This is a genomic window from Bradyrhizobium genosp. L (assembly GCF_015624485.1).
Classification (GTDB): domain Bacteria; phylum Pseudomonadota; class Alphaproteobacteria; order Rhizobiales; family Xanthobacteraceae; genus Bradyrhizobium.
This window is the reverse complement of sequence record NZ_CP061378.1, coordinates 4,946,781-4,970,325: the sequence shown is the minus strand read 5'-3', so window position 1 is coordinate 4,970,325 and position 23,545 is coordinate 4,946,781. Positions and strand designations below refer to the sequence as shown.

The following is a 23,545-nucleotide window of genomic DNA, read 5'->3' as shown; positions in this document are numbered from 1 at the left end:
CATTCCGGAATTGCCGGAGGCAGCATGCCTGCATTGGAACCGCCGCAAGCGGCATCGGCTATGCATTTTGACAGCGATCAACTTCCCGCCCGTGACCGAATTTCCTTTACACGCGAGGTTCTGGGGCGCGCCTGCGCCAAGCTCGAAATCGAGCCGGTCGGCGATGCGCGGTTTCGCTTCGTGTCGAAGTTTCAGAGCCTTCCGGGGCTGCGCGTAGTGACGATCGAAAGCTCACCCGTTCGGGTGACGCGTTCCTCCGAACTGATCGCCGGCGACGACAATGATGATTTCGTGGTTGCGATACCGCTGAAAGGAAAGCTTTCGGTTTCACCCTTGCAAGCCGATGTCCGGGTCGGCGCCAGCGCGCTCGTCCGCAACACCACCCGGGGATATTTTCAGCTGGGTCCCGCGGCGCGGGTCCTGACGATCTCGGTTCCATCGGCGGTGCTCGATCGCCATGTTCAGAGCCCCGATCTGTTGAAGTGCCAGCCGCGGAATGCTGAAGCGCTTCATCTTCTGATGCACTATTTGCCGGCGCTTCGCGACATCAAGAGCGATTGCATCGCGCGCGCCGCCGTGGCCCACGTCCACGATCTGCTCGGCTTGATGTTCGAGGCGCAGTCCGAGGAGGGTGAGGCGCGCTCGACGGGCATACGCCTCGCCAGATTGCGGGCTCTCAAGGCGGACATCCGCCTCAATCTGCTGCGGGGCGATCTGTCGATCGACAGGGTTGCCGTCCGGAACGGGATCAGCCCGCGTTATGTTCAATTGCTGTTCGCAGAAGGCGGCGAAACCTTCACGCAATTCGTGGCGTCCGAGAGATTGAGCCGCGCCTGCCGGATGCTGGGCGATTCCTCCCATGCGCATCTCAGCATCACGGAGGTCGCGATGGAGACAGGATTCGACAATCTGTCCTACTTCAATCGGCGGTTCAGGCGTGCGTTCGGTCTCACCCCGCGCGACGTGCGCGCCGGCCAGAAATACGTCGGCGCCGCAATCCCGCCCGATGATTGAAGCGACGGGACCGCCAATCAGCCGCGGACCGAGAGCTCGAGACCGCCATCGAACGGCAGCGTCATGGTGCGGAAGCCGTGCGCGGGGGTGTCGAGGAAGGCGAAATAATCCGCGTACTCGTTGCGAAACCGTTCGGTATTGTCGCAGATCACGATGGCGCCGGGCCGCAGATGCGGGAACACCAGTTCCAGCGCCGGCCGCGCCATCGGGATCCAGATGTCGACCAGCAGGAAGTCGACGGTCACGTCGATGCTCTTCAGCGTCTCGCGGAGGTCGCCCTCGCGCAGCTCGATCAGCCCGTCGAGCCCGGCCTCGGCAAAGGTCTTGCGAGCCGCGGCCGCCTTTGCCGGCTCGTGTTCGGTGCCGATGATCCGGCCGCTTCCCGCGCCCCCGCGCAGATTGTCGCGCACCGCGGCGGCAAGGTAGAGCGTCGAAACCCCGTAGGAGGTGCCGATCTCGACGATGTGGCAGGCGTTGCTCGCGCGGCAGAGCTGGTAGCAGAACTCGGCCTTGTCGCGATCGAGAGCCACCAGCTTGTCGCTTAGGAATTGCTTGCGGTCGGCCTCGTTCTCGCGGTCGGCACGCGCGCCGCGGGCTTCGTAATAGGCCCGCATCGCCGCGATCTGGCCGTCGCTCGACTGATGTAAGCCTGCGAGGCGGGCCTCGAGCGCTGGATCTTGCAGAACGCCCATCGGTGGTCTCCCTGGGATTGTTGGAGCCGCCGCAGCGACCGCGTTGGATCAGTGAAGCGCAAGCTAGGGCATGCGGCGGGCGTTCGCCACGGAACAGACGCTTTTGTGGCCGTCCTCGACAGAGATTGGCATGTCCCCGACATCGTCGGCTGGAATCGCTATAATGAAAGACGTTGCGGCTTCAGCGGGTGTGAGAGCGATGGCAAGAGAACTGGAAGGCAAGGTCGCCGCGGTGACCGGGTCGGCGTCGGGCATTGGGCTGGCGAGCAGCGAGGCGATGCTGAAAGCCGGCGCGCGCGTGGTGATGGTCGACCGCGACGCGGCCGCGCTGCAGGCGCTGCGCGACAAGCACGGCGATGCCGTGATCCCGCTGGTGATCGACTTGCTCGACCCCAAGGACTGCGCGACGTTGCTGCCGAAAATCCTGGAGCGGGCCGGCCAGCTCGACATTCTCCATGCCAATGCCGGCAGCTATGTCGGCGGCGACCTGATCGATGCCGATACTGCGGCGATCGACCGGATGCTGAATCTCAACGTCAACGTCGTGATGAAGAACGTGCATGACGTGCTGCCGCATATGATCGCGCGGCGCGCCGGCGACGTCATCGTGACCAGCTCGCTGGCCGCGCACTTCCCGACGCCGTGGGAGCCGGTCTATGCCTCGTCGAAATGGGCGATCAACTGCTTCGTCCAGACCGTGCGGCGCCAGGTGTTCAAGCACGGCATCCGCGTCGGCTCCATATCGCCGGGGCCGGTGATCACCTCGCTGTTGGCGGACTGGCCGGCGGAGAAGCTTCAGGAGGCGAAAGAATCAGGGAGCCTGCTCGAGGCCAGCGAGGTCGCCGAGGTCGTGATGTTCATGCTGACGCGGCCGCGCGGCATGACAATCCGCGACGTGGTGATGATGCCGACGAATTTCGATCTCTGAGCGGATTCATTCTGAAGTTCCGTCATTGCGAGGAGCGACAGCGACGAAGCAATCCATGCCTCCGCGTACGCCGCGCGATGGATTGCTTCGCTCCGCTCGCAATGACGGAATAACTAAACCGCGACGAGTTGCTCTGCTTGGCTCCCGGCGCGCTTGGCCTTCTTTACCTTCGCCGGCGCAAACAGACTGCCGGCCGCTAGCCCCGCAGTATCGGCCACCCCCGGGTCGCACGACACCATCGCGGCGACGATCGCGCCGTCGATCAAGAGCGCCAGTTGATGCGCGAGTACGGCCGGCTCCGCGGCGCCCATTTCACCGGCCAGCTTCTCGATATGCGCCAGCACCACCTTCTTGTGCTTCAGCGCGATATTGCGGAACTGTTTTGCATCCTTGTCGTGCTCGGCGACCGCGTTGATGAAGGGGCAGCCGTAGAAGCGCTCTTCGGCGAACCAGATCTTCAGCGCCGGAAAAATCCGCACCAGCTTGGTCTGCGCGTCGCCGCCGCCGGCCTCGATTGCGCCGATGAACCAGTCGCGCCACTGCTTGCCTTCGCTCTCCAGCACGGCATGGACGAGGTTGGTCTTGGAGCCGAACAGCTTGTAGAGCGTGGTCTTGGCGGTTCCGGCTTCGTCGATGATCGCATCGATGCCGGTGGCATTGATGCCGTTCTTGCAGAACAGATGCGTCGCTGCGCTGAGCAGGCGCCCGCGCGCGGATTCGTCGTCGCCGGCGGCGAACGCAGCGGCAGGTTTTTTCTTCGCAAGCGATTTGGCCATGAACGGCAGTAAATCGGACCGCGGCAAAATCATCAAGTTGCATCTTCAAGCATCCCCACATGCGCTGAAAATAATCGCACGGCGGCGGCATTTGCTTGGCGATTGAGCAGGGAGAGGCCTGATCAATCCGCGGGCAAAGGCGCTAAGCGCCTGCCGGATTTCGCCTTTTGATTTTGGGCGGGACTGGCACGGCTTATGCAGGAAACAGACCGTTCGGTATCCTGACCAATCCACCGCTCCCAGGGAGAAAACTGATGACTGCTGTCGCCCAGAAAACCGCTCTGACCGGCTGCCTCGCGCCGATCGACAAAGGCGGCCTCGAACAGCTGATTGCCAACGGCAAGGCCAATCCGAAGGTGATCAAGACCTTGAAGTGCAAGACGGTGGCCGAGGGCAAGTTCCGCCACGCCAACTACATCCGCAACCTCGCGCCCTATATCGTCGACGAGCCACCGGGTCTGCTCGGCGACGACACTGCACCCAATCCCTCCGAGGCCTCGCTCGCCGCGCTCGGCTCCTGCCTTGCGGTCGGCCTGCACGCCAACGCCGTGCACCGCGGCTGGACCGTCAACAAGCTCGAGCTGGAGCTCGAGGGCGATCTCAACATCACCGCGGTGTGGGGCACCGGCGACGTCAGCGAGAAGCCGGTCGGCTTCACCGACGTCCGCGTCAAGGTCGATATGGCGTGCGAGGGCGTCCCGCAGGACGAGATCGACGCGCTGGTGGCGCACGTGAAGAAGTGGTCGCCGGTCGCCAACACCTTCACGCGTCCCGTCAACCTCGAGGTCAGCGCTTAGGCGCCGGCAGGCAATCAGGCAAGGTGCGGAGACGATCGATGGGTTCATTGGCTTTATCGCGGGTCGAATCTCAGGCTCCCGCACCGACCATTGCGGACGAGGTGGCGCGCCTCGCCCGCCAAGAGCTGGCACCGCTTGCGTCAGCAATCGATGCCGGCTCGGTCTATCCCGCCGACTTCCTGCGCCGGATCGGCGAGGTCGGGGCGTGGAGCAGCCACGTCCCGCAGGAAGGGCCGGCCGACCTGCGCTGCGCGATCCAGGCGATGGCGGCGATCGGCGAGGTCTGCGGCGCCACCGCCTTCATGGCCTGGTGCCAGAACACGCTGGTCTGGTACGCGGCCAACTCCACCAACATGAAGCTTGCCGCACGGTTCGGCGACTGCTTTTCCAGTGGGCGCAAGCTCGGCGGCACCGGGCTCTCCAATCCGATGAAGAGCTTCTTCGGCATCGAGCGGCTGAAGCTGAAGGGCCGCAAGGTCGACGGCGGCTACATCGTGCGCGGTGCGCTGCCCTGGGTCTCCAATCTCGGCCCGGACCATTACTTCGGCACCATCTTCGAGCGCGAGGACGCGCCCGGCATCGCCAGAGGCGAGCCGGGGGAAACCGTGATGTTCCTCGCCGACTGCGCCGATCCCGCCATCAAGCTGACGCCGTGCAAGCCGTTTTTGGCGATGGACGGCACCGGCACCTACGGCATCCAGTTCCGCGACGTGTTCGTGCCTGACGAACTGATCCTGGCCGAACCGGCGGCGCCGTTCGTCAAGAAAATCCGCGCCGGCTTCATCCTGCTGCAGGTCGGCATGGGCCTCGGCCTGATGAAGGACTGCATCAACATCATGGACGAGGTCCACGCGCCGCTCGGTCATGTCAACCGCTATCTGCCGCAGCAGCCGACCCAGTTCCGCGAGCTGTATGCCGAGTTCGAGAAGGAAGCGATGACGCTGGCGCGCGATCCCTACAATGCCGACGACAGCTACTGGCGCCGCGTCGTCGCGCTGCGCTTGCGGATCGGCGATGCCAGCGTCGCGGTCGCGCATGCGGCGATGCTCCATTGCGGTGCGCGCGGCTATCTGATGAGCCACCGCGCCCAGCGCCGGCTGCGCGAAGCCTATTTCGTCGCCATCGTCACGCCTGCCACTAAGCAGCTGCGCAAGATGCTGGCGGACGGGTGAGGAGAGTTCGGGACCACCAAGACTGCAACCACAACAGGAGAGGCTGCCATGACGGACGTTCTGATCACTGCCGGCGAACTGGCCGAGCTCGTCACCAAAGAACCGTGTGTCATCATCGACACCCGAAATCCGGATGCCTATGCGGCGGGACATCTGCCCGGCGCGGTCAATGTGCATGACGTCTTCACCTATCTGGCGACCTCGACGCCGGAGGGCATGCACGAACTCAAGAGCAAATTTGCCGACGCGTTCGGCGGCGCTGGCCTCTCCGGTACCGAGACTGCCTTGATTTACGAGCAGTCGATGAACTCGGGCTTCGGCCAGTCCTGCCGCGGCTACTATCTGCTGACGATGCTCGGCTATCCCAAGGTCAAGGTGCTGCATGGCGGCTACGACGCGTGGAAGGCGGCCGACCTGCCGGTCACGACCGACGTGCCGGCGCCGGCGAAAGCGTCGTTTGCGATCGTGCCGGAGGCCGGGGAGATCATGATCGACGCCAAGGCGATGCTCGCGGCGCTCGACAAGCCCGGTGTCGCGATCCTCGACGTGCGCGACGTCGACGAGTGGATCGGCGAAAGCTCCTCGCCCTACGGCAAGGATTTCTGCCCGCGCAAGGGCCGCATCCCCGGCGCGGTCTGGCTCGAATGGTACCGCATGATGAAGCCGACCGGCGAAGGCCAGCGCTTCAAGTCGAAGGACGAGATCCTCGCCGAATGCGCCACCGTCGGCATCTCGCAGACCACGCCGGTCTATCTCTACTGCTTCAAGGGCGCGCGTGCCTCGAACACCTTCCTGGCGCTGAAGAACGCCGGCGTGAAAGACGTGCGGATGTATTTCGGCTCCTGGAACGAATGGTCGCGCGACCCGGCGCTGCCGATCGATGAAGGCTTGCCGACGTCAGCTCCCGCAACAAGCAAGGCGGCATAGAACGTGCATGTTTATCATCGTCCAGCGGCGCAAAACGCGGCTGGACGGTGAATGATTGACCGGATCGCGGAGCTCTGCACGCTTCGGTGCGACAATGGGGCGCAGTGAATGTCCACCTTCGACGATGCCTTCGATGCCGACCGTGAACTTGCGGCCTGCGCCTGCGGCCGGCATTGCTCCAAAGCCGAGCACGATCATGCCGAGCGCGCGCCGCGCTGCGAGGCGGTGACTGATGTCAGCGACGAGGCGCGCTACGAAGGCATCGTTGCCTCGGCCGTGATGCGTGCGGTGTTTCCCCAGGACGTCGCGCGCCGTGCCTTTCTGAAGTCGGTGGGAGCCGCGACGGCGCTGGCGGCGCTGTCGCAATTCTTCCCGCTGAAGACGGCGACCGAAGCATTCGCCGAGGCGGGAGCGCCGGAGAAGAAGGATCTCAAGGTCGGCTTCATCCCGATCACCTGCGCGACGCCGATCATCATGGCGGCGCCGCTCGGATTCTATGCCAAGCAGGGGCTCAACGTCGACGTCGTGAAGACCGCCGGTTGGGCCGTGATCCGCGACAAGACCATCAACAAGGAATACGATGCCGCCCACATGCTGGCGCCGATGCCGATCGCGATCTCGCTCGGGCTTGGCGCCAATGCGATCCCCTTCACGGTGCCCGCGATCGAGAACATCAACGGCCAGGGCATCACGCTCGCGATGAAGCACAAGGATCGGCGCGATCCGAAAGACTGGAAGGGCATGAAGTTCGCCATTCCGTTCGACTACTCCATGCACAATTATCTGTTGCGCTATTATCTGGCCGAGCATGGCCTCGATCCCGATACCGACGTGCAGCTCCGCTCGGTGCCGCCGCCGGAGATGGTCGCCAATCTGCGCGCCGACAACATCGACGGCTTCCTCGCGCCCGACAACATCTGCCAGCGCGCGATCTATGACGGCGCAGGCTTCCTGCACATCCTGTCCAAGGGGATCTGGGACGGCCATCCCTGCTGCAGTTTTGCGGCGAGCCGCGAGTTCATCACGACGGCGCCGAACTCATTCGCCGCGCTGACCCGCGCGATCGTCGATGCGACCGGCTACGCCGCCAAGGCCGAGAACCGCAGGCAGATCGCGGAAGCGATCGCGCCGGCCAATTACATCAACGCGCCGGTGACGGTGTTGGAGCAGGTCTTGACCGGCACCTATGCTGACGGCCTCGGCGGCGTGAAGACGGATGCAAAACGCGTCGATTTCGATCCGTTCCCCTGGCAGTCGTTCGCGGTGTGGATGCTGACGCAGATGAAGCGCTGGGGCCAGATCAAGGGCGATGTCGATTACAAGGCGGTCGCCGAGCAAGTCTACCTCGCCACCGACACGGCGAAGGTGATGGCCGAGATGGGGCTGACGCCGCCGGAGGCGAGCTACAAATCCTTTGCGGTGATGGGCAAGACGTTCGATCCGGCCAAGCCGGATGATTATCTGGCGAGCTTCAAGATCAGGAAGCTGACGTGAGAAAACGCTGTCCGTCGTCCCGGCGAAGGCCGGGACCCATAACCACGGCTGTCGGCGATCAGGCACGGCGTCTCCCCGCGTGCCCGATTGCGAAGCCGCGGCGTATGGGTCCCGGCTTTCGCCGGGACGACGGGTTGAGGGAGCTGTTGCGATGACCCTCCGTCTCCGCGCCGCGATCGTCTCGCTCGTGCTGCTCGCCGCCTTCCTCGGCGCCTGGCATCTTGCGACCCGCAGCACGGGCGCTGCCGCCAACATGTCTCCCGAATACGCCAAGCTGATGGGGTTGACGGCGACCCAGGGCAAGTCGGCGATGCCAGGTCCGCTCGATGTCGGCGCCAAACTCTGGGAGCATCTGAAGCGGCCGTTCTATGACAACGGGCCGAACGACAAGGGGCTTGGCATCCAGCTCGGCTATTCGATCGGCCGCGTCGGGCTCGGCTATCTGATCGCCGTCATCGTCGCGATCCCGCTCGGTTTCATGATCGGGATGTCGCCCCTGATCAGCAAGGCGATCGACCCGTTCATCCAAATATTGAAGCCGATCTCGCCGCTGGCCTGGATGCCGCTTGCGCTCTACACCATCAAGGATTCCTCGATCTCGGCGATCTTCGTCATCGTCATCTGCTCGGTGTGGCCGATGCTGCTCAACACCGCGTTCGGGGTGGCCAGCGTGCGCAAGGAATGGATCAACGTGGCACGCACGCTCGAGGTCGGCACCGTCAGGCGCGCCTTCACGGTGATCCTGCCGGCCGCGGCGCCGACGATCCTGACGGGCATGCGGATCTCGATCGGCATCGCCTGGCTCGTCATCGTCGCCGCCGAGATGCTGGTCGGCGGTACCGGCATCGGCTACTTCGTTTGGAACGAATGGAACAATCTCTCGATCACCAATGTGATCATCGCGATTCTCCTGATCGGTGTCGTCGGTATGCTGCTTGACCAGGTGCTGGCGCGCTTCACGCGCATGGTGACGTTTCCGGAGTGACGATGACCGACAAGTTCATCTCAATCGAAGGCATCGCGCGGCGCTATCCGGCGGCGTCTGGTGGCAGCACGACGATCTTCGAAAATCTGTGGCTGTCGATGGCGCGCGGCGAGTTTGGCTGCGTGATCGGGCATTCCGGCTGCGGCAAGACCACCGTGCTGAACATCCTGGCCGGCCTCGACGAGCCGAGCGAGGGCACCGTCATCGTCGACGGGCAGGGCATCGAAGGCACCAGCCTCGACCGCGCCGTGATCTTCCAGAGCCATGCGCTGCTGCCGTGGCGCACGGTGCTGGGCAACGTCGCCTACGCCGTCAGCTCGAAATGGCGCAGATGGGATCGCGCGCGGGTGAGGGCGCATGCGCAGAAGTTCATCGATCTCGTTGGCCTCACCGGCGCCGAGCACAAGCATCCCTCGGAACTGTCGGGCGGCATGAAGCAACGGGTCGGCATCGCACGCGCGCTGTCGATCACGCCGAAGATCATGCTGATGGACGAACCATTCTCGGCGCTCGACGCGCTGACCCGGGGTACATTGCAGGACGAGGTGCGGCGGATTTGCGTCGAGACCGGGCAGACCACCTTCATGATCACCCATGACGTCGACGAGGCGATCTTCCTCGCCGACAAGATCTTCCTGATGACCAACGGACCCGGCGCCGTGCTGGCCGAGATCGTCGAAAATCCGCTGCCGAAGGAACGTGGCCGCATCGATTTGCATCGCCACCCCTACTACTATGCGCTGCGCAACCATATCGTCGACTTCCTGGTCAGCCGCAGCAAGAGCTTTGCGATTGACGTGACCGATCACGATCCGCGCGACGTGCCGACGGTACGGCCGGGGCTGCCGGATCTGGTGCTAGCATCCGGAGCCGAGCCACACCCACAGACGTCATGGCCGGGCCTGTCCCGGCCATCCACGTCTATCTGAGCCAACCAAGACGTGGATGCCCGGGACAAGCCCGGGCATGACGAACGAGGGAGACGGACATGAAACGCGAAGACCTCACCGAGAAGCTGCTCGACATCAAGCGCGAGAAGGGCTGGACCTGGAAATACATCTGCGAAAAGATCGGCGGCTATTCCGAGGTGCTGATAACAGGCGCCATTCTCGGCCAGATGAAATTGACAAAACCGCAGGCCGCCAACGCGGCTGAATTGTTCGGCCTGTCGAAGGCCGAGACCGCGATGCTGAACGAGACGCCGATGCGCGGCATGCCGATGCCGCCGACCGATCCCTTGATCTATCGCTTCTACGAGCTGGTGATGGTCAACGGCCCGGCCTGGAAGGCGCTGATCGAGGAAGAGTATGGCGACGGCATCATGTCGGCGATCGACTTCGACATGGTGATGGAGCGGCTGCCGAACCCGAAGGGCGACCGCGTCAAGATCACGATGTCAGGCAAATTCCTGCCGTACAAGTATTACGGCGCCAGCGGCAACGTGCCGGAATACGGCTTCAAGGAAGGTTAGGGCGCGAATAGTGGGTCGCGAATGGCGAACAGAGTCTTCCTCGATTCGCTACTCGCCATTCATTGTTCGCTTCGCGCCTCCGCAAACGCCTCTCTGACGTCCTTCACCACCGCCATGTCGCGGACGAAGGTGAATGCGCCGTTCTCCTTCATCTCGCGGGCGCTGCGCAAGAACGCGGCCAGCGCGTGGCGCTGCATGGCGCCGCCGACGCTGATGCGCTTGACGCCGGCGGCCGACAATTGGTCGACCGTCAAGGTCGGGTCGGCAAAGCCCATCACGTGGTTGAACGGCCGCTGCACGGCCGATGTCACGGTCTTGATGGTGGCGAGGTCATAAAGACCAGGCGAATAGAGCACGTCGGCGCCTGCGGCCTCGAAGGCTTGCAGCCGCTTGATGGTGTCGTCGAGGTCTTTGCGTCCCCAGAGAAAGTTTTCGGCCCGCGCCGTCAGGGTGAACGGAAATGGCAGGGCGCGCGCGGCCTCGACCGCGGCCTGCACCCGCTCCACCGCGAGCGAGAATTCGTAGATCGGATGCTCGCGATCGCCGGTGGAGTCCTCGATCGAGCCGCCGACGCAACCTGCCTCGGCCGCGCGGGTGATCGCCTGCGCCGCGGTCTTGGGATCGTCGGCGCCGCAATTCTCGAGGTCGGCATTGACCGGCAGGTCGGTGGCACCGGTGATCACCCGGCAATTCTCGATGACGGCATCGAGCGAGACGGTCGCCTGTCCCAGGGTGTTGGCGAGCCCGAGGCTCGTGGTGGCCAGCGCCTCGAAGCCCATCGCCGCGAGCAGTTTTGCCGTGCCGGCGTCCCACGGGTTTGGAATGATGAAGGCGTTTGGCCGCTGGTGCAGTTCGCGAAAGCGTGCCGCCTTGTCCGCCTGGGTGCGCATGTCGGCTCCTGTCTGCTTGGGCATCGATCGGCCGCAAGGCTAGGGCGGTTTCGCCCATCAGCCAAATTTGTTATTTTGCTAGATATCATCAGCTTTTTGCATGGAGCGAGAATGGACAGCGACGCGCTCAACACCTTCCTGGTCGTGCATCGGCGCGGCGGGATCTCCAATGCGGCAAAGGTTCTGCATCGCTCGCAGCCGGCGATCTCGCGGCGTATCGCATTGCTCGAGGAGGAGCTCGGCGTGCCCTTGTTCGAGCGGATCGCGGGCAGGGCCCGGCTCAGCGATGCCGGGCGGGTGATGGTGCCCTATGCCGAGCGCGCGGTGGCGGCGGCGCAGGACGCCGAGCATGCGGTGCGCGCGCTGCTGCGCGACAATTCCGGTCCGGTCGCGCTTGCCGTGACCGGCACGCTGGCCGGCGGGCGGCTCTCGAAGGTCATCAAGCGCTTTGCCCGGCAGCATCCGGATGTCGACCTGACGCTGCGCACCGCGACCAGCGGCGAAGTCAGCGACCTGATCCGGCGCGGCGAGGCGACGATCGGGCTGCGCTACGATCGCGACCGCTCAGGCGAGCTCGACTGCGAGGTGTTGTCAGCCGAGACGTTGCAAGTGGTCTGCGCGCCCGACCACCGGCTCGCGGGGCGCCGGGTCGCAAGGCTAGCCGATCTCCGGGATGAGCGCTGGATCGCCTTTCCCGAGGTGCCGGGGCGCCGCGACATCACGGCCGCGCACGTCTTTGCGTTGTTCCTGACCCATGGGCTCGGCGAGATCGACTGGACGGCGGTCGACAGCCTGACGGCGCAAAAGCGCCTGGTCGAGGCCGGGCTTGGGATTGCGCTGCTCGCGCAAAGCCATGCTGCGGAGGAGATGCGCGCGGCGACGATCGCGACCATCCGCGTCGGCAACCTCGCCGCAAGCCACGAGATCGTGGCCGTGACCCGGCGCGGTGGCTTCCTCAGTGCGGCGTCGCGACGCCTGCTCGAAATCCTCCGCGCCGATTTCGGCAAGACGAGGCCCACAAGCACGTCGCGCCGGAACGGGGTCCGGCGCGCGTAGAGACGAGGATTGATGCGAAGGCGTCGCCGACGGCTTAGGTCCCCGCCTTCACCTGCGCCGCAGCCACGGCCAATAGCTCGTCCATCTTGGCGCGGACATCGCGCTCGGTGACGGCCTGGCCCTTGGCGGTGAGGTCCTTCAGGACCTTGTGCAGCACGTCGCTGTCGCCGGCCTCCTCGAAGTCGGCGGCCACCACCTCCTTGGCATAGGCATTGGCGGCATCGCCGGAGATGCCGAGCTTCTCGGCAGCCCACAGGCCGAGCAGCTTGTTGCGGCGGGCTTCAGCCTTGAACTTCTGCTCTTCGTCGAGGGCGAATTTCTTCTCGAAACCTTCCTCGCGCTTGTTGAATTCGTTCATGGCTGAAGTTCCCCTGCTGAAATGGCGCTGCCGCGGTGTCGGTTGCGGCAGCCCCGATGCCTGCCTAAATAAGCAGGCGGAAATGACAGGACAACGAGCCGTTAAGCCGCAGGCAAAACAGGCGGAATCCGGCCCCTGCGACAGGGCTGGTATAAGTGCCCCGAAGGGGGCGGTATCGATTGTGCTGGATGGGCCAATCAGATAGGTTGCCAGCAGGCACGGTTCTTGTTCTGTTTCCAGTTGGAATGTCCAGGTTCCAGGCCTCCGCGGCAGCTCCGTCGTGGGTCGTAACCCAAGTCATCCGGAGCACCCAAATCAATGGATTTCAACAAAACACGGTACATCCCAATGAGCCGTCGACGCCGTATTTATGAAGGCAAGGCCAAGGTCCTGTATGAAGGTCCGGAGCCGGGTACCCTGATCCAGCACTTCAAGGACGACGCCACCGCGTTCAATGCCAAGAAACACCAGGTGATCGAGGGCAAGGGCGTCCTCAACAACCGGATTTCGGAGTACCTGTTTCAGCACCTCAACGACATCGGGGTGCCGACCCACTTCATCCGCCGTCTCAACATGCGCGAGCAGCTGATTCGCGAGGTCGAGATCGTGCCGCTCGAGGTCGTCGTGCGCAACGTCGCCGCCGGCTCGCTGTCGCAGCGCCTCGGGATCGAGGAGGGCACCCAGCTGCCGCGCTCGATCATCGAGTTCTATTACAAGAACGACCAGCTCAACGACCCCATGGTGTCGGAAGAGCACATCACCGCCTTCGGCTGGGCCACGCCGCAGGAGATCGACGACATCATGGCGCTCGCCATCCGCGTCAACGACTTCCTCACCGGCCTCTTCCTCGGCATCGGCATCCGCCTGGTCGACTTCAAGATGGAGTGCGGGCGGCTGTTCGAAAACGAAATGATGCGGATCATCGTCGCCGACGAGATCTCGCCGGACTCCTGCCGGCTCTGGGACATCAAGTCGAACGAGAAGCTCGACAAGGATCGTTTCCGCCGCGATCTCGGTGGCTTGCTCGAGGCCTATACCGAGGTGGCGAAGCGGCTCGGCATCCTGATCGAGAATGAGCGGCCGGCCGGAAGCGGCCCGGTGCTGGTCAAGAGCTAATACGTCATTCCGGGGCGTGCGCAGCACGAACCCGGAATCCAGAGATTGCTTGCGCGAGATTCCGGATCGACCCGCTTCGCGGCTCGTCCGGAATGACGAGGTTGAAATGAAAGCACGTGTCACTGTCACATTGAAGTCGGGCATCCTCGATCCGCAGGGCAAGGCGATCGAGGGTGCGCTGAAGTCGCTCGGCGTCGATGGCGTCGCCAGCGTTCGCCAGGGCAAGGTGTTCGACATCGAGCTTTCGGCGACCGACAAGGCCAAGGCGGAGGCGGCGCTGAAGGCCGCCGCCGACAAGCTGCTCGCCAACACCGTGATCGAGAACTACCGGGTCGAGGTTCTGAGCTGACCGGGCGAGCCAGATGACAACAGCCGCTCTCGCCTTTTCCGGTCGCAGTCGCGCCGTCGTTGCACCGCTGTTGCTCGCCCTCTTCACGGTTGCGGGAGCCGGTGGTGCATCCGCTCAATCGGCGCCGCCGCCGCCATCCGCGACGCAGGCGCCGCCGGTTGCGGTGAAGGGCTGGCGTTATCAACCGGTCCGCGATCTGCATAAATTCACCTGCGACCAGCCGGGCTGCGGCGCGGGTTCGAAGGTGAGCTACCACCTTTATGCGCCGAACTCTTCGATGACCCTGGACCAGTTCCGCGGTCTCCAGGAGCAGGTCGCCAAAGCCCTGGATCAGCGGGTGCCGGGGCAGAAGACCTCGATTCTCGCCGTCGAAGGCGACAAGGGCACGGCAGCATCACGCATGTTCAAGGTCCGCCGCGTCCAGGTCGCGCCCAACGGAGCCAGGGAATATCAGGTGAGCGGCATGTTGTTCGGCCCGCGGGGCTCCGCCAGCCTGATCAGCTCGGCAAGCAGCGAGCGCGACAGCACCACAAACTTCGCACAATTTGCGGTCGCGGTGATGGTCGCGCTCGGCATTAAATCGGAGAAGAAGTCTTGAAATCGGCCGTCCTCGTCTTCCCCGGCATCAACCGCGAGCGTGACATGGCGCGCGCCTTGAAACTCGCCTCCGGCAACGAGACCGCGACGGTCTGGCACGCCGAGACGGCGCTGCCCAAAGGCACCGATCTCGTGGTGGTGCCGGGCGGCTTCTCCTACGGTGACTATCTGCGCTGCGGCGCGATCGCGGCGCGCGCGCCGGTCATGGACGCGGTGCGCGACTTCGCCGCCAGGGGCGGGCTCGTGCTCGGCGTCTGCAACGGCTTTCAGATCCTCTGCGAATCCGGCCTGTTGCCGGGCGTCCTGATGCGCAATGCGCAGATCAAATTCGTCTGCCGCGACGTCCACATGCGGGTCGAGCGCTCGGATACGCCGTTCACCCGCGGCTACAATGCCGGCCAGGTGATCCGGGTGCCGGTCGCCCATGGCGAAGGCAATTACGAGGCGGATGAGGAGACGCTGAAGCGTCTCGAGGGCGAGGGGCGGGTGCTCTATCGCTACTGTTCGCCCGAGGGCACCGTGGACGAGGCTTCCAACTTCAATGGTGCCGCGCATTCGATCGCCGGCATCGTCAACGAACGCGGCAATGTGCTCGGCATGATGCCGCACCCGGAAAACCACGTCGAAGAGATCATGGGCTGCACCGACGGTCGCGGCCTGTTCGCCGGGCTGGTCCAGCATCACGAAAAAGCGGCGTGACGGACCGTTCGCGCCGGGCGAGATCATCGGCAAGCTCAATGCCGCCGCGCCCAGCGCGTCACAGAATGATCTCGGTGCGGCACAGGTCCGGCGGACGGTCGACGAGCCCCTTCATGGTTGCGAGGAATTCGACCGTATGCGGGAGCGTGGCGTGGAAATCGAACGCCGCTTCGTCCGTCCATATCGAATGGATGACGAACCTCGTCCGGTCGCGGCTGCCGCGGAAGACGTGAAATTGCCGGCAGCCTGCCTCCTCGCGCGAGGGGGCCGCAACCTTGTGGAGCGCGGCCTCGACAGCCCCTTCATTGCCGGGAGCGGCGTAGAACTGGGCGAAGAAATACAGTTGCATTGGGCGCCTCGCGAGAGTCGTGGCCGGCGCAAAATGATCGCGGCGACGCGGGTGCGTCAACTGCCAATGGGGTAAATGTTGCGTGGCCGTCGGCGGGAAGGGCCAACGCGGTGGGAGTTCGGCGGTTGTTGCCGACGGAAACCTATGACACCATTTCGATTTCGAGCTGTTGCCATGTTGGAGGCCTATGCCGAGCCGGAAATTTGCCTGGGAAAAGCTATCCGATGAGCAGTTGCTGCAGCAACGCCTCGGCAGCCTGAGGGTGACGGTCGAAGGCACCTGGCTCGCGGATTGTGTCAGCACGCTGCACGAAGAGCTGGAGGAGCGGGGAATTCGACTGCGGCCGCACGCATGGATATCGAGCGAATGGTTCAGTCCGGCGGACGTGCCGGGCATCGCCATTCCGTTTTATCTCGCCCATCCCCGCCTGATGAAGCTCGAGAAGAAGATGATGCTCGATGTCGAGGGCGGCACATGGTCGGAGTGCATGGCCATTCTCCGTCACGAGGCAGGTCATGCCATCCAGCACGGCTACCAGTTGCAACGCCGCCGGCGCTGGCAGCAGCTGTTCGGCCCGTCTTCGAGGCACTATCCGCGCTACTACCGGCCCAATCCGGCCAGCCGGCGTTATGTCCAGCATCTCCGGCTCTGGTACGCGCAGAGCCATCCGGACGAGGATTTCGCCGAAACCTTCGCGGTGTGGCTGCGGCCACGTTCGAGCTGGCGGATGCGCTATGCGGGGTGGCCGGCGCTCAGGAAGCTCGAATATGTCGACGAACTGATGGGTGAGATCGCGGGCGAGCGGCCGCTCGTCACGACACGCGAGCGCGTCGATCCGCTGAGCAGGCTCAAGCAGACGCTCGCCGAGCACTACGCAAAGAAGCAGGCGTTCTACGCTTTCAGGCCGCCGAAGACCTACGACCGAGACCTGTCGCGGCTGTTCTCCGCCGATCCACGGCATGTGCGAAGTCAGTCGGCCTCGCTCTTCATCAGGCGGCATCGCGCCCGGATCAGGGAGCTGGTCGCGCGCTGGACCGGCGAGAACCAGCTGACGCTCGATGCCGTGCTTGACGATATGATCGCGCGCTGCCGCGAGCTCAATCTGCGTGCCGTCGGCCCCGAGCAGAAGCTCGTGACCAACTTCACCATCCTCTTGACCGCCAAGACCATGCACGCGCTGTTCGGTCCGTCGCGGCGCAAATGGATCGCGCTATGAGGCGGCTCCGCATCCTCGTGCTCATGCATCCGGACTTTGTGCCGCCGGATTCGACCGACGGATTGACCGCGGAACAGATCAACGCCTTCAAGACGGAATACGACGTCGTCAGCACGCTGCGCGCGGCCGGCCACGACGTTCGTCCGCTCGGCGTGCAGGAAGAAATCAAGCCGGTGCGCGAGGAGATCGAAGGCTTCAAGCCACATGTGGTCTTCACCCTGCTCGAGGAGTTTCACTACCAGGTTGCGTATGACCAGCACATCGCAAGCTTCCTCGAACTGATGCGGATTCCCTATACCGGCTGCAATCCGCGCGGTCTGATCCTGGCGCGCGGCAAGGATCTGTCCAAGACGCTGGCGCACCATCGGCGGATCGCGGTGCCGGCCTTTGCCGTGTTTCCGATGCGCCGCAAGGTCAAGCGGCCGACGCGTCTGGCGCTGCCGCTGATCGTCAAGAGCCTGAGCACGGATGGATCGCTCGGCATCTCGCAGGCCTCCATCGTCGACACCGACGAGAAACTCGCCGAGCGCGTCGCCTTCATTCACGAGCGCCTCGGGACGGCCGCCATCGCGGAGCAATTTATCGAGGGGCGGGAGCTTTATGTCGGCGTCATCGGCAACAATCGCTTGCGCGCACTGCCCGTGTGGGAGTTGAAATTCGGCAGCATGGGCGGCCGACGCGCGCGCCACATCGCCACCGAAAAAGCCAAGCACGATCCCAGCTATCAGGAACGCGTCGGCATCGTGGACGGGCTGGCGAAGGACCTCGCGCCGGAGCTGTCAGCCCGCATTCAGCATACCGCGAAGCGCATCTACCGTGCGCTCGGGCTCGATGGCTATGCCCGCATCGACTTCCGTCTGACGGCCGACGGTACGGCCTATTTCATCGAAGCCAATCCCAATCCGGAAATCGCGAAGAGCCAGGAGTTCGCACTGGCAGCCAAGCATGACGGGTTCGACTACCCGGATCTCCTGCAGCGCATCCTGGTGCTGGGAATGAGCCGCGCCAAGGCCGGGGTGTCGCTGGGGTAAGGGCTCCGGGCAATGTTACGGTTTTGTGACATGGATCATATGGCCGTCCCGCTCATCGCGCTAAGGTCGGCGGATGACAAAGCATCTTGGAAAGTATCTTGGGCTACCGATCATCATCACCGCCCTGATCCTCGCCACGCAGACCGTGGCAGCGGAGACCAGGGGTGCAGGGTCGACCTTCGTTTCGCCCGTGATGGCGAAATGGATCGACGCCTACAAGGCGAAGACCGGAAATGTCGTCAGCTATCAGCCGATCGGCTCGAGCAACGGCATCAACCTGATCAAGAAAGCGGCCGTCGATTTCGGCACCAGCGACATGCCGCTCGATCCGAAGGAGCTGCAAAAGCTCGGCCTGATGCAGTTTCCGATCGTGATCGGGGGCGTCGTGCCGGTGGTCAACATCGAGGGCGTGAAACCCGGCCAGATCCGCTTCACCGGACGGCTGCTTGCGGACATCTACCTCGGCAACATCAAATCGTGGAGCGATCCGGCCATCCGCGCCGTCAATCCCGATCTGAAACTGCCGAACACGCCGATCACGGTCGTGCATCGCATCGACGGCTCCGGGACCACGTTCAACTGGTCGAACTATCTCTCCAAGGTCAGCTCGCAATGGAAGGCGATGGTCGGCGAAGGGACCTTCGTCGAGTGGCCGGTTGGCCTCGGCGGCAAGGGCAATGATGGCGTCGCATCGCTGGTCGGCATGATTCCGGGCTCGATCGGCTACCTCGAATATGCCTACGCGTTGCAGCGGCTCGACAAGATCTCCTTCGCCATGGTGCAGAACGGTGCGGGCAACTTCGTCGTCCCCGACGCCGCTTCGTTCCAGGCCGCGGCTGCAGGTGCGGACTGGAAAGCCGCGAAGGATTTTTGCCTGGTCCTCGCCGACGCGCCGGGGGATGACGCCTATCCGATCACGGCGACGACGTTCGTGCTGATGCCGCGGGAGTCGAAAGCCGCCGAAAGGGCGGCGACTGCGATCGACTTCTTCCGCTGGTCGCTGGAGAGCGGAAGGTCGCAGGCCGAAACGCTCAACTACGTTCCCTTGCCGCCGGCTCTCGTCGCGCAGATCGAGCAGTCCTGGCAGCAAGGTCTCGAAGCACTGACGGCCTCCGCATCGCCTGCTGCAAAGCACTGACGCCGGGCGTGGCCCGCATGCAGGTCTGGCGACGCTACGGGCCAAGCGTCAGCTTAACGACGGGGCGATGTGCTCCTGAAACAAGAGCCGCCCGATCGCCGGATCGCGCGCCGGCGCATTGCCGGCTCCCCAGCTTGGGTATTCATAGTAGCTCGCGGTGATCTTGTCGGGGGCGATGTCGAGGACCGCGAAGGCGTGGTTGAAGAAGTTCTGCGAATCGGTCCGGAATTTCGAAGCAGCGAGATGGCCGTCGTTGGAGAACCGCACCTCGGGATGTTTGATCGCATAGGGATTTTGGTCCACCGCCTCCTCATAGGCGCTGCAGCCGAGCAGACGTCCCCGCTTCAAGGGTAAATCTCCGCTGCCGATCTTCAGATCGTTCTCGAACATGATGAAGTTGTGCTCGTGTCCCCAATACCAGACGGCGATACGATCGAAATAGCTCTTGAAGTCCTTGTAGAGGTCCTCGTTGAGGTAGGGCCGTGTCCCGCCATTGAGGTCTTCCTTGGCCGAGACCAGTTGGTGATGTGACAGCAGCACCGTGGTTCCCTTGAAATTTTCCAACTTGTCGTGATGCCAGGCTGTTTCGTGGATGTGCAATGCGGGTGCCTGCTTGTCGACGGGGTTCCGGTCGCCGTAGCCGGTGTCCATGCCGAGGAACTGCCACTTGTCGTCCTCGCTGCGCAGGCAGAAATAGCTCGCCTGCTGGGTGCAGCCGGCAATCCCCGAATTGACCTTGCCGATCGTCCGGTAGAAGCCGGCGCCGCCAGAGTAATAGTCGTGATTGCCGGGAATGGCGAAGAAGGCGGGACGCTTCTTCGGCTTCACGTCGGCGATGATGTTGTCGAGCACGTCGAGGACGTTCGCGGTGCATTCCTCGATCGTGCCGGAATAATAGACGTCGCCGAGATGGATGATGACGTCGGGGGGAAACTTCCTCAGTGCCTGGCGCAGCAGCGCTGCGTTGTCGGGCATGTGGGTGCCCCAGTCGCCGATGATCAGGACCCGGCTGTTCTTCGGCAGGCGGTAGTCGATGACGCCGAAATTGATATCGGCGGGCGCGTGCTCCTGCCAGTCCTGATAGGTCGGCTGCAGGTGGGCCAGCACGTAGTACTTGGTGTAATACCAACCGCACTGCACCCAGCCCGCGATATCCCAGCTCGAATATTTCATCACCAGGTCGTGCAACGCGGCGAAGAGGCCGCCCAGGCTCGAACTGTCGTTGGTCTGATGCGCCTTCAGGGCATCGAACGCCGCCTTGGAGCCGTGGGCGATATTGGCCGGCGATCCCATCTGCGGCTGAACTGCGGCTTGCGGCTGCGGGGTCGGATCGGGGAGAGGGGTATTGCTGCCGGGTTGCGCCGACTGCGCGCGCAGTGATGTGCCGTATTCCGCCGCCTGCTTGTCGGCGGCGGAGAGGTCGCTGCGATTGAGCAGCGTTTGCCGAACGGCTGATTGCCACAGCGACAGATTGCGGTCCCGAACTGGCTGCTGCACGCGCATGAAATCCTCCTCTCGTCCGGCGATCGGCCAGCTTACAGGGATCGCAGCGCATCGCGCAACCAGGGGTAGCGAAGCGCCGCCGCCTCTCCGGGGGACGTGGCGGGCCGGCTAGCCGGCGCCGGTCGCGGCTGGAGGCTTGCGCCTGACACGCTTGATGGTGCCGGAGAAGGTGAACAGCGGCCGCGTGCCCGACGTCAGCATGCCGCGGACGAAGATCAGCGACATGCCGGCGCGGGTGACCTCGCCGGTGCATTCGACCAAATCGCCCTCGCGGGCCGCGTCGAGGAATTCCGAGGCGAACGACACCGTGACGCCCGGAGCCTGCAGCACCGGACCTGCCAGCGCGAACAGGCAGTAATCGGCAAAGGTCATGAAGCAGCCGCCATGGACGTTGCCGGAGCCGTTGAGGTGCTTGCTGGCGACCCGGAAGGCGCAGGCGATGCGGCCGTTCTCGTCCATCCGGTGGTAGAACGGACCGGTATGGGTCTCGAAATTGTCGCGGCTCCAGGTGCGCCAGCCGGCGAATTCGCCCTCGGTTTCGACGTGCAGATCGGGGCGGAGATTGAATGCGGTCTTGAGTGCGTTCTCGGCGAGCTCGTTCACGAAAAATGGCCTTCAATTGTCGGGTTCCGATCCTTAAATCCGATCCATCCCAATTGTGCAAATGCTCAGGCCCTGCTGGCTGCCGCAAAGCTCTGGACAGGGGCAAAATGCCCCCTAAAAGGCCTTTTCGCCGCCGTTCGATCTACCTATGAAGGGACCCATGAACGCGTCCAAGAACGAGCCCAAGATCACCCCCGAACTGGTCGCCGCCCACGGGCTGAAGCCGGACGAGTATGAGCGCATCCTCAAGCTGATCGGGCGGGTGCCGACCTTCACCGAGCTCGGCATCTTCTCGGCGATGTGGAACGAACACTGCTCGTACAAATCCTCCCGCATCCATCTGCGCGGCCTGCCGACCAAGGCGCCCTGGGTGATCCAGGGGCCGGGCGAGAATGCCGGCGTGATCGATATCGGCGACGGCCAGGCCGTGGTCTTCAAGATGGAGAGCCACAACCATCCGAGCTACATCGAGCCCTACCAGGGTGCGACCACCGGCGTCGGCGGCATCTTGCGCGACGTGTTCACGATGGGCGCGCGGCCGATCGCCTGCCTGAATGCGCTCTCCTTCGGCGCGCCGGAGCATCCCAGAACGCGTCACCTGGTGTCCGGCGTGGTCGCCGGCGTCGGCGGCTATGGCAATTCGTTCGGCGTGCCGACGGTCGGCGGCCAGGTGCGCTTCCACACCCGCTATGACGGCAACATCCTGGTCAATGCGATGGCGGTCGGCCTCGCCGACGCCGACAAGATCTTCTATGCGGCGGCCTCCGGCGTGAACATGCCGATCGTCTATCTCGGCTCCAAGACCGGCCGCGACGGCATCCATGGCGCCTCGATGGCGTCGGCCGAATTCGATGACGCATCCGAGGAGAAGCGCCCGACCGTGCAGGTCGGCGATCCCTTCGCCGAGAAGCTCTTGCTCGAAGCCTGCCTCGAGATCATGGCGGCCGATTGCGTGGTCGCGATCCAGGACATGGGCGCGGCGGGGCTGACCTGTTCGGCGGTCGAGATGGGCGCCAAGGGCGACCTCGGCGTCGACCTCGATCTCGACGCGGTGCCGACCCGCGAGACCGGCATGAGCGCCTACGAGATGATGCTCTCGGAGAGCCAGGAGCGCATGCTCATGGTGCTCAAGCCCGAGAAGGAGAAGCAGGCCGAGGCGATTTTCCGCAAATGGGGGCTCGATTTCGCCATCGTCGGCTACACCACGCCGAGCAAGCGCTTCGTCGTCAAGCATGGCGGCGACGTGATGGCCGATCTGCCGATCAAGGAGCTCGGCGACGAGGCGCCGGTCTATGACCGTCCGCATGTCGCCTCGAACGCAATGCCGGTGATCCGTGCGCAGGACGTCAAGCCGCCGCTCGGCATCGCTGAGGCGCTGACGAAGCTGATCGGCACGCCCGAATTGGGCTCGAAGCGCTGGGTGTGGGAGCAATACGACCACGTCATCCTCGGCAATACCGTGCAGCGGCCCGGCGGCGATGCCGCGGTCGTCCGCATCGAGGATGGGCCGAAGGGGCTGGCACTCACTGTCGACGTCACGCCGCGCTATTGCGAGGCCGATCCGTTCGAGGGCGGCAAGCAGGCGGTGGCCGAAGCCTGGCGCAACATCACCGCGGTCGGCGGCCGGCCGCTCGCGATCACCGACAATCTCAATTTCGGCAACCCCGAGCGCCCCGAGATCATGGGCCAGTTCGTCGGCTGCCTGAAGGGCATCTCGGAGGCCTGCCGCGCGCTCGACTTCCCGGTCGTCTCCGGCAACGTCTCGCTCTACAACGAGACCAACGGCCGCGGCATCCTGCCGACGCCCTCGATCGGCGGCGTCGGCCTGCTCGACGATTTCACCAAGTCGGCGACGCTGGCGTTCAAGGCGGCGGGCGAGGCGATCCTCTTGATCGGCGACACCCAGGGCTGGCTCGGCCAGTCGGTCTATCTGCGCGACGTCTGTGGTCGCGAGGAGGGCGCGCCGCCGCCGGTCGATCTCGCAACCGAGAAGCGCAATGGCGACGTCGTCCGCGGCATGATCCACGCCGGCACGGCAACCGCGGTGCATGATATCTCCGACGGCGGCCTTCTGATCGCGCTCGCCGAGATGGCGATCGCAAGCGGCATCGGCGCGCAGCTGCTGGCTGCGCCGTCCTCGATCGTGCCGCATGCCTATTGGTTCGGCGAGGACCAGGCCCGCTATGTCGTTACCGTGCCGGCGGCCGAGGCCGGCCTCGTGCTGGCCAAAATGAAGGGCGCCGGCGTGCCCTGCGCGCGGATCGGCACCACGGGCGGTGACGCCATCGCGGTGGCCGGCGAGCCGCCGGTTTCAGTCGACGATTTGTCGCGCGCCTTCGAGCACTGGCTGCCCAACTATATGCGCGGCGCCGCCGCCTGATCCG

Annotated in this window: 25 protein-coding genes; 18 read left to right on the top strand and 7 right to left on the bottom strand. The window is 64.2% G+C overall.

Translation table 11 applies throughout. The features are described 5' to 3' along the window. Positions 1 to 24: 24 nt before the first annotated feature. The gene (locus IC762_RS23780; protein ID WP_195784636.1) at positions 25 to 1,014 is read left to right on the top strand and encodes an AraC family transcriptional regulator; all 990 of its coding nucleotides are present in this window, start codon (positions 25 to 27) and stop codon (positions 1,012 to 1,014) included. 17 nt (positions 1,015 to 1,031) lie between these two features. Here IC762_RS23780 and IC762_RS23775 read toward each other — a convergent pair whose 3' ends face one another. Next, on the bottom strand, positions 1,032 to 1,706 hold the full coding sequence (locus IC762_RS23775; RefSeq protein ID WP_195784635.1) for an O-methyltransferase: 675 nt from the start codon (positions 1,704 to 1,706) through the stop codon (positions 1,032 to 1,034). A 199-nt stretch (positions 1,707 to 1,905) separates the two neighbouring features. Here IC762_RS23775 and IC762_RS23770 point away from each other — a divergent pair, with 199 nt between their 5' ends. Continuing rightward, complete coding sequence (locus IC762_RS23770) at positions 1,906 to 2,634, top strand: SDR family oxidoreductase (RefSeq protein WP_195784634.1); 729 nt, start codon at positions 1,906 to 1,908, stop codon at positions 2,632 to 2,634. 113 nt (positions 2,635 to 2,747) lie between these two features. On the opposite strand, the gene IC762_RS23765 is transcribed toward IC762_RS23770, so the two are convergent. Further along, positions 2,748 to 3,410, bottom strand: a complete 663-nt coding sequence (locus IC762_RS23765; RefSeq protein WP_195784633.1) for a TetR/AcrR family transcriptional regulator — start codon at positions 3,408 to 3,410, stop codon at positions 2,748 to 2,750. Positions 3,411 to 3,664: 254 nt separating this feature from the next. On the opposite strand from IC762_RS23765, the gene IC762_RS23760 reads away from it, so the two are divergent. The 7 genes from IC762_RS23760 to cynS all read left to right on the top strand — a co-directional run bounded on the left by IC762_RS23760 (position 3,665) and on the right by cynS (position 10,256). Beyond that, positions 3,665 to 4,207 carry an OsmC family protein gene (locus IC762_RS23760; protein WP_195784632.1) on the top strand — a complete coding sequence of 181 codons (543 nt, stop codon included), beginning with the start codon at positions 3,665 to 3,667 and terminating at the stop codon, positions 4,205 to 4,207. Positions 4,208 to 4,245: 38 nt separating this feature from the next. After that, a complete protein-coding gene (locus IC762_RS23755; RefSeq protein ID WP_195784631.1) occupies positions 4,246 to 5,379 on the top strand; it encodes an acyl-CoA dehydrogenase family protein in 1,134 nt (377 codons plus the stop codon). Positions 5,380 to 5,427: 48 nt separating this feature from the next. After that, positions 5,428 to 6,306, top strand: a complete 879-nt coding sequence (locus IC762_RS23750; protein WP_195784630.1) for a sulfurtransferase — start codon at positions 5,428 to 5,430, stop codon at positions 6,304 to 6,306. A 108-nt stretch (positions 6,307 to 6,414) separates the two neighbouring features. Further along, entirely contained in the window at positions 6,415 to 7,800 is a 1,386-nt protein-coding gene (locus IC762_RS23745; RefSeq protein WP_195784629.1) for a CmpA/NrtA family ABC transporter substrate-binding protein, read from the top strand. A gap of 151 nt (positions 7,801 to 7,951) precedes the next feature. Further along, the gene (gene ntrB / locus IC762_RS23740) at positions 7,952 to 8,785 is read left to right on the top strand and encodes a nitrate ABC transporter permease (protein WP_195784628.1); all 834 of its coding nucleotides are present in this window, start codon (positions 7,952 to 7,954) and stop codon (positions 8,783 to 8,785) included. Between the two features lie 2 nt (positions 8,786 to 8,787). Next, a complete protein-coding gene (locus IC762_RS23735) occupies positions 8,788 to 9,714 on the top strand; it encodes an ABC transporter ATP-binding protein (RefSeq protein ID WP_195784627.1) in 927 nt (308 codons plus the stop codon). 59 nt (positions 9,715 to 9,773) lie between these two features. Then, positions 9,774 to 10,256 (top strand): cyanase, encoded by a 483-nt coding sequence (gene cynS / locus IC762_RS23730; protein WP_195784626.1) that lies wholly within the window; start codon positions 9,774 to 9,776, stop codon positions 10,254 to 10,256. A 59-nt stretch (positions 10,257 to 10,315) separates the two neighbouring features. Here cynS and IC762_RS23725 read toward each other — a convergent pair whose 3' ends face one another. Beyond that, a complete protein-coding gene (locus tag IC762_RS23725) occupies positions 10,316 to 11,146 on the bottom strand; it encodes an isocitrate lyase/PEP mutase family protein (protein ID WP_195784625.1) in 831 nt (276 codons plus the stop codon). A gap of 111 nt (positions 11,147 to 11,257) precedes the next feature. On the opposite strand from IC762_RS23725, the gene IC762_RS23720 reads away from it, so the two are divergent. Beyond that, the gene (locus IC762_RS23720) at positions 11,258 to 12,202 is read left to right on the top strand and encodes a LysR family transcriptional regulator (RefSeq protein WP_195784624.1); all 945 of its coding nucleotides are present in this window, start codon (positions 11,258 to 11,260) and stop codon (positions 12,200 to 12,202) included. A gap of 34 nt (positions 12,203 to 12,236) precedes the next feature. Here IC762_RS23720 and IC762_RS23715 read toward each other — a convergent pair whose 3' ends face one another. Then, the gene (locus IC762_RS23715) at positions 12,237 to 12,560 is read right to left on the bottom strand and encodes a DUF1476 domain-containing protein (RefSeq protein ID WP_195784623.1); all 324 of its coding nucleotides are present in this window, start codon (positions 12,558 to 12,560) and stop codon (positions 12,237 to 12,239) included. A 348-nt stretch (positions 12,561 to 12,908) separates the two neighbouring features. Between IC762_RS23715 and purC the strand changes: the two genes are divergently transcribed. The 4 genes from purC (at position 12,909) to purQ (ending at position 15,321) form a co-directional block, all read left to right on the top strand. Then, complete coding sequence (gene purC, locus IC762_RS23710) at positions 12,909 to 13,676, top strand: phosphoribosylaminoimidazolesuccinocarboxamide synthase (RefSeq protein WP_016843454.1); 768 nt, start codon at positions 12,909 to 12,911, stop codon at positions 13,674 to 13,676. Between the two features lie 106 nt (positions 13,677 to 13,782). Next, the gene (purS, locus tag IC762_RS23705) at positions 13,783 to 14,025 is read left to right on the top strand and encodes a phosphoribosylformylglycinamidine synthase subunit PurS (RefSeq protein ID WP_195784622.1); all 243 of its coding nucleotides are present in this window, start codon (positions 13,783 to 13,785) and stop codon (positions 14,023 to 14,025) included. 13 nt (positions 14,026 to 14,038) lie between these two features. Beyond that, a complete protein-coding gene (locus IC762_RS23700; protein ID WP_246801190.1) occupies positions 14,039 to 14,623 on the top strand; it encodes a hypothetical protein in 585 nt (194 codons plus the stop codon). Then, positions 14,620 to 15,321, top strand: a complete 702-nt coding sequence (purQ, locus tag IC762_RS23695; protein WP_195784621.1) for a phosphoribosylformylglycinamidine synthase subunit PurQ — start codon at positions 14,620 to 14,622, stop codon at positions 15,319 to 15,321. The genes IC762_RS23700 and purQ overlap by 4 nt, the downstream gene beginning before the upstream one ends. Before the next feature lie 58 nt (positions 15,322 to 15,379). Here purQ and IC762_RS23690 read toward each other — a convergent pair whose 3' ends face one another. Continuing rightward, the gene (locus tag IC762_RS23690; RefSeq protein ID WP_195784620.1) at positions 15,380 to 15,670 is read right to left on the bottom strand and encodes a putative quinol monooxygenase; all 291 of its coding nucleotides are present in this window, start codon (positions 15,668 to 15,670) and stop codon (positions 15,380 to 15,382) included. Between the two features lie 232 nt (positions 15,671 to 15,902). Between IC762_RS23690 and IC762_RS23685 the strand changes: the two genes are divergently transcribed. From IC762_RS23685 to pstS, 3 genes are all read left to right on the top strand, one after another. Next, positions 15,903 to 16,886 (top strand): putative zinc-binding metallopeptidase, encoded by a 984-nt coding sequence (locus tag IC762_RS23685; RefSeq protein WP_246801189.1) that lies wholly within the window; start codon positions 15,903 to 15,905, stop codon positions 16,884 to 16,886. Further along, positions 16,883 to 17,917, top strand: coding sequence for a D-alanine--D-alanine ligase family protein (locus IC762_RS23680; protein ID WP_195784618.1), 1,035 nt, complete (start codon positions 16,883 to 16,885; stop codon positions 17,915 to 17,917). The genes IC762_RS23685 and IC762_RS23680 overlap by 4 nt, the downstream gene beginning before the upstream one ends. Before the next feature lie 73 nt (positions 17,918 to 17,990). Beyond that, entirely contained in the window at positions 17,991 to 19,055 is a 1,065-nt protein-coding gene (gene pstS / locus IC762_RS23675; RefSeq protein WP_195784617.1) for a phosphate ABC transporter substrate-binding protein PstS, read from the top strand. Positions 19,056 to 19,103: 48 nt separating this feature from the next. On the opposite strand, the gene IC762_RS23670 is transcribed toward pstS, so the two are convergent. Both IC762_RS23670 and IC762_RS23665 read right to left on the bottom strand, forming a co-directional pair. Continuing rightward, positions 19,104 to 20,558, bottom strand: a complete 1,455-nt coding sequence (locus IC762_RS23670; protein WP_195784616.1) for a metallophosphoesterase family protein — start codon at positions 20,556 to 20,558, stop codon at positions 19,104 to 19,106. 108 nt (positions 20,559 to 20,666) lie between these two features. After that, positions 20,667 to 21,161: a PaaI family thioesterase gene (locus tag IC762_RS23665; protein ID WP_195784615.1), complete on the bottom strand. Its 495-nt coding sequence runs from the start codon at positions 21,159 to 21,161 to the stop codon at positions 20,667 to 20,669. Between the two features lie 160 nt (positions 21,162 to 21,321). Between IC762_RS23665 and purL the strand changes: the two genes are divergently transcribed. Next, on the top strand, positions 21,322 to 23,541 hold the full coding sequence (purL, locus tag IC762_RS23660) for a phosphoribosylformylglycinamidine synthase subunit PurL (RefSeq protein WP_246801186.1): 2,220 nt from the start codon (positions 21,322 to 21,324) through the stop codon (positions 23,539 to 23,541). The last annotated feature ends 4 nt before the right edge of the window (positions 23,542 to 23,545 follow it).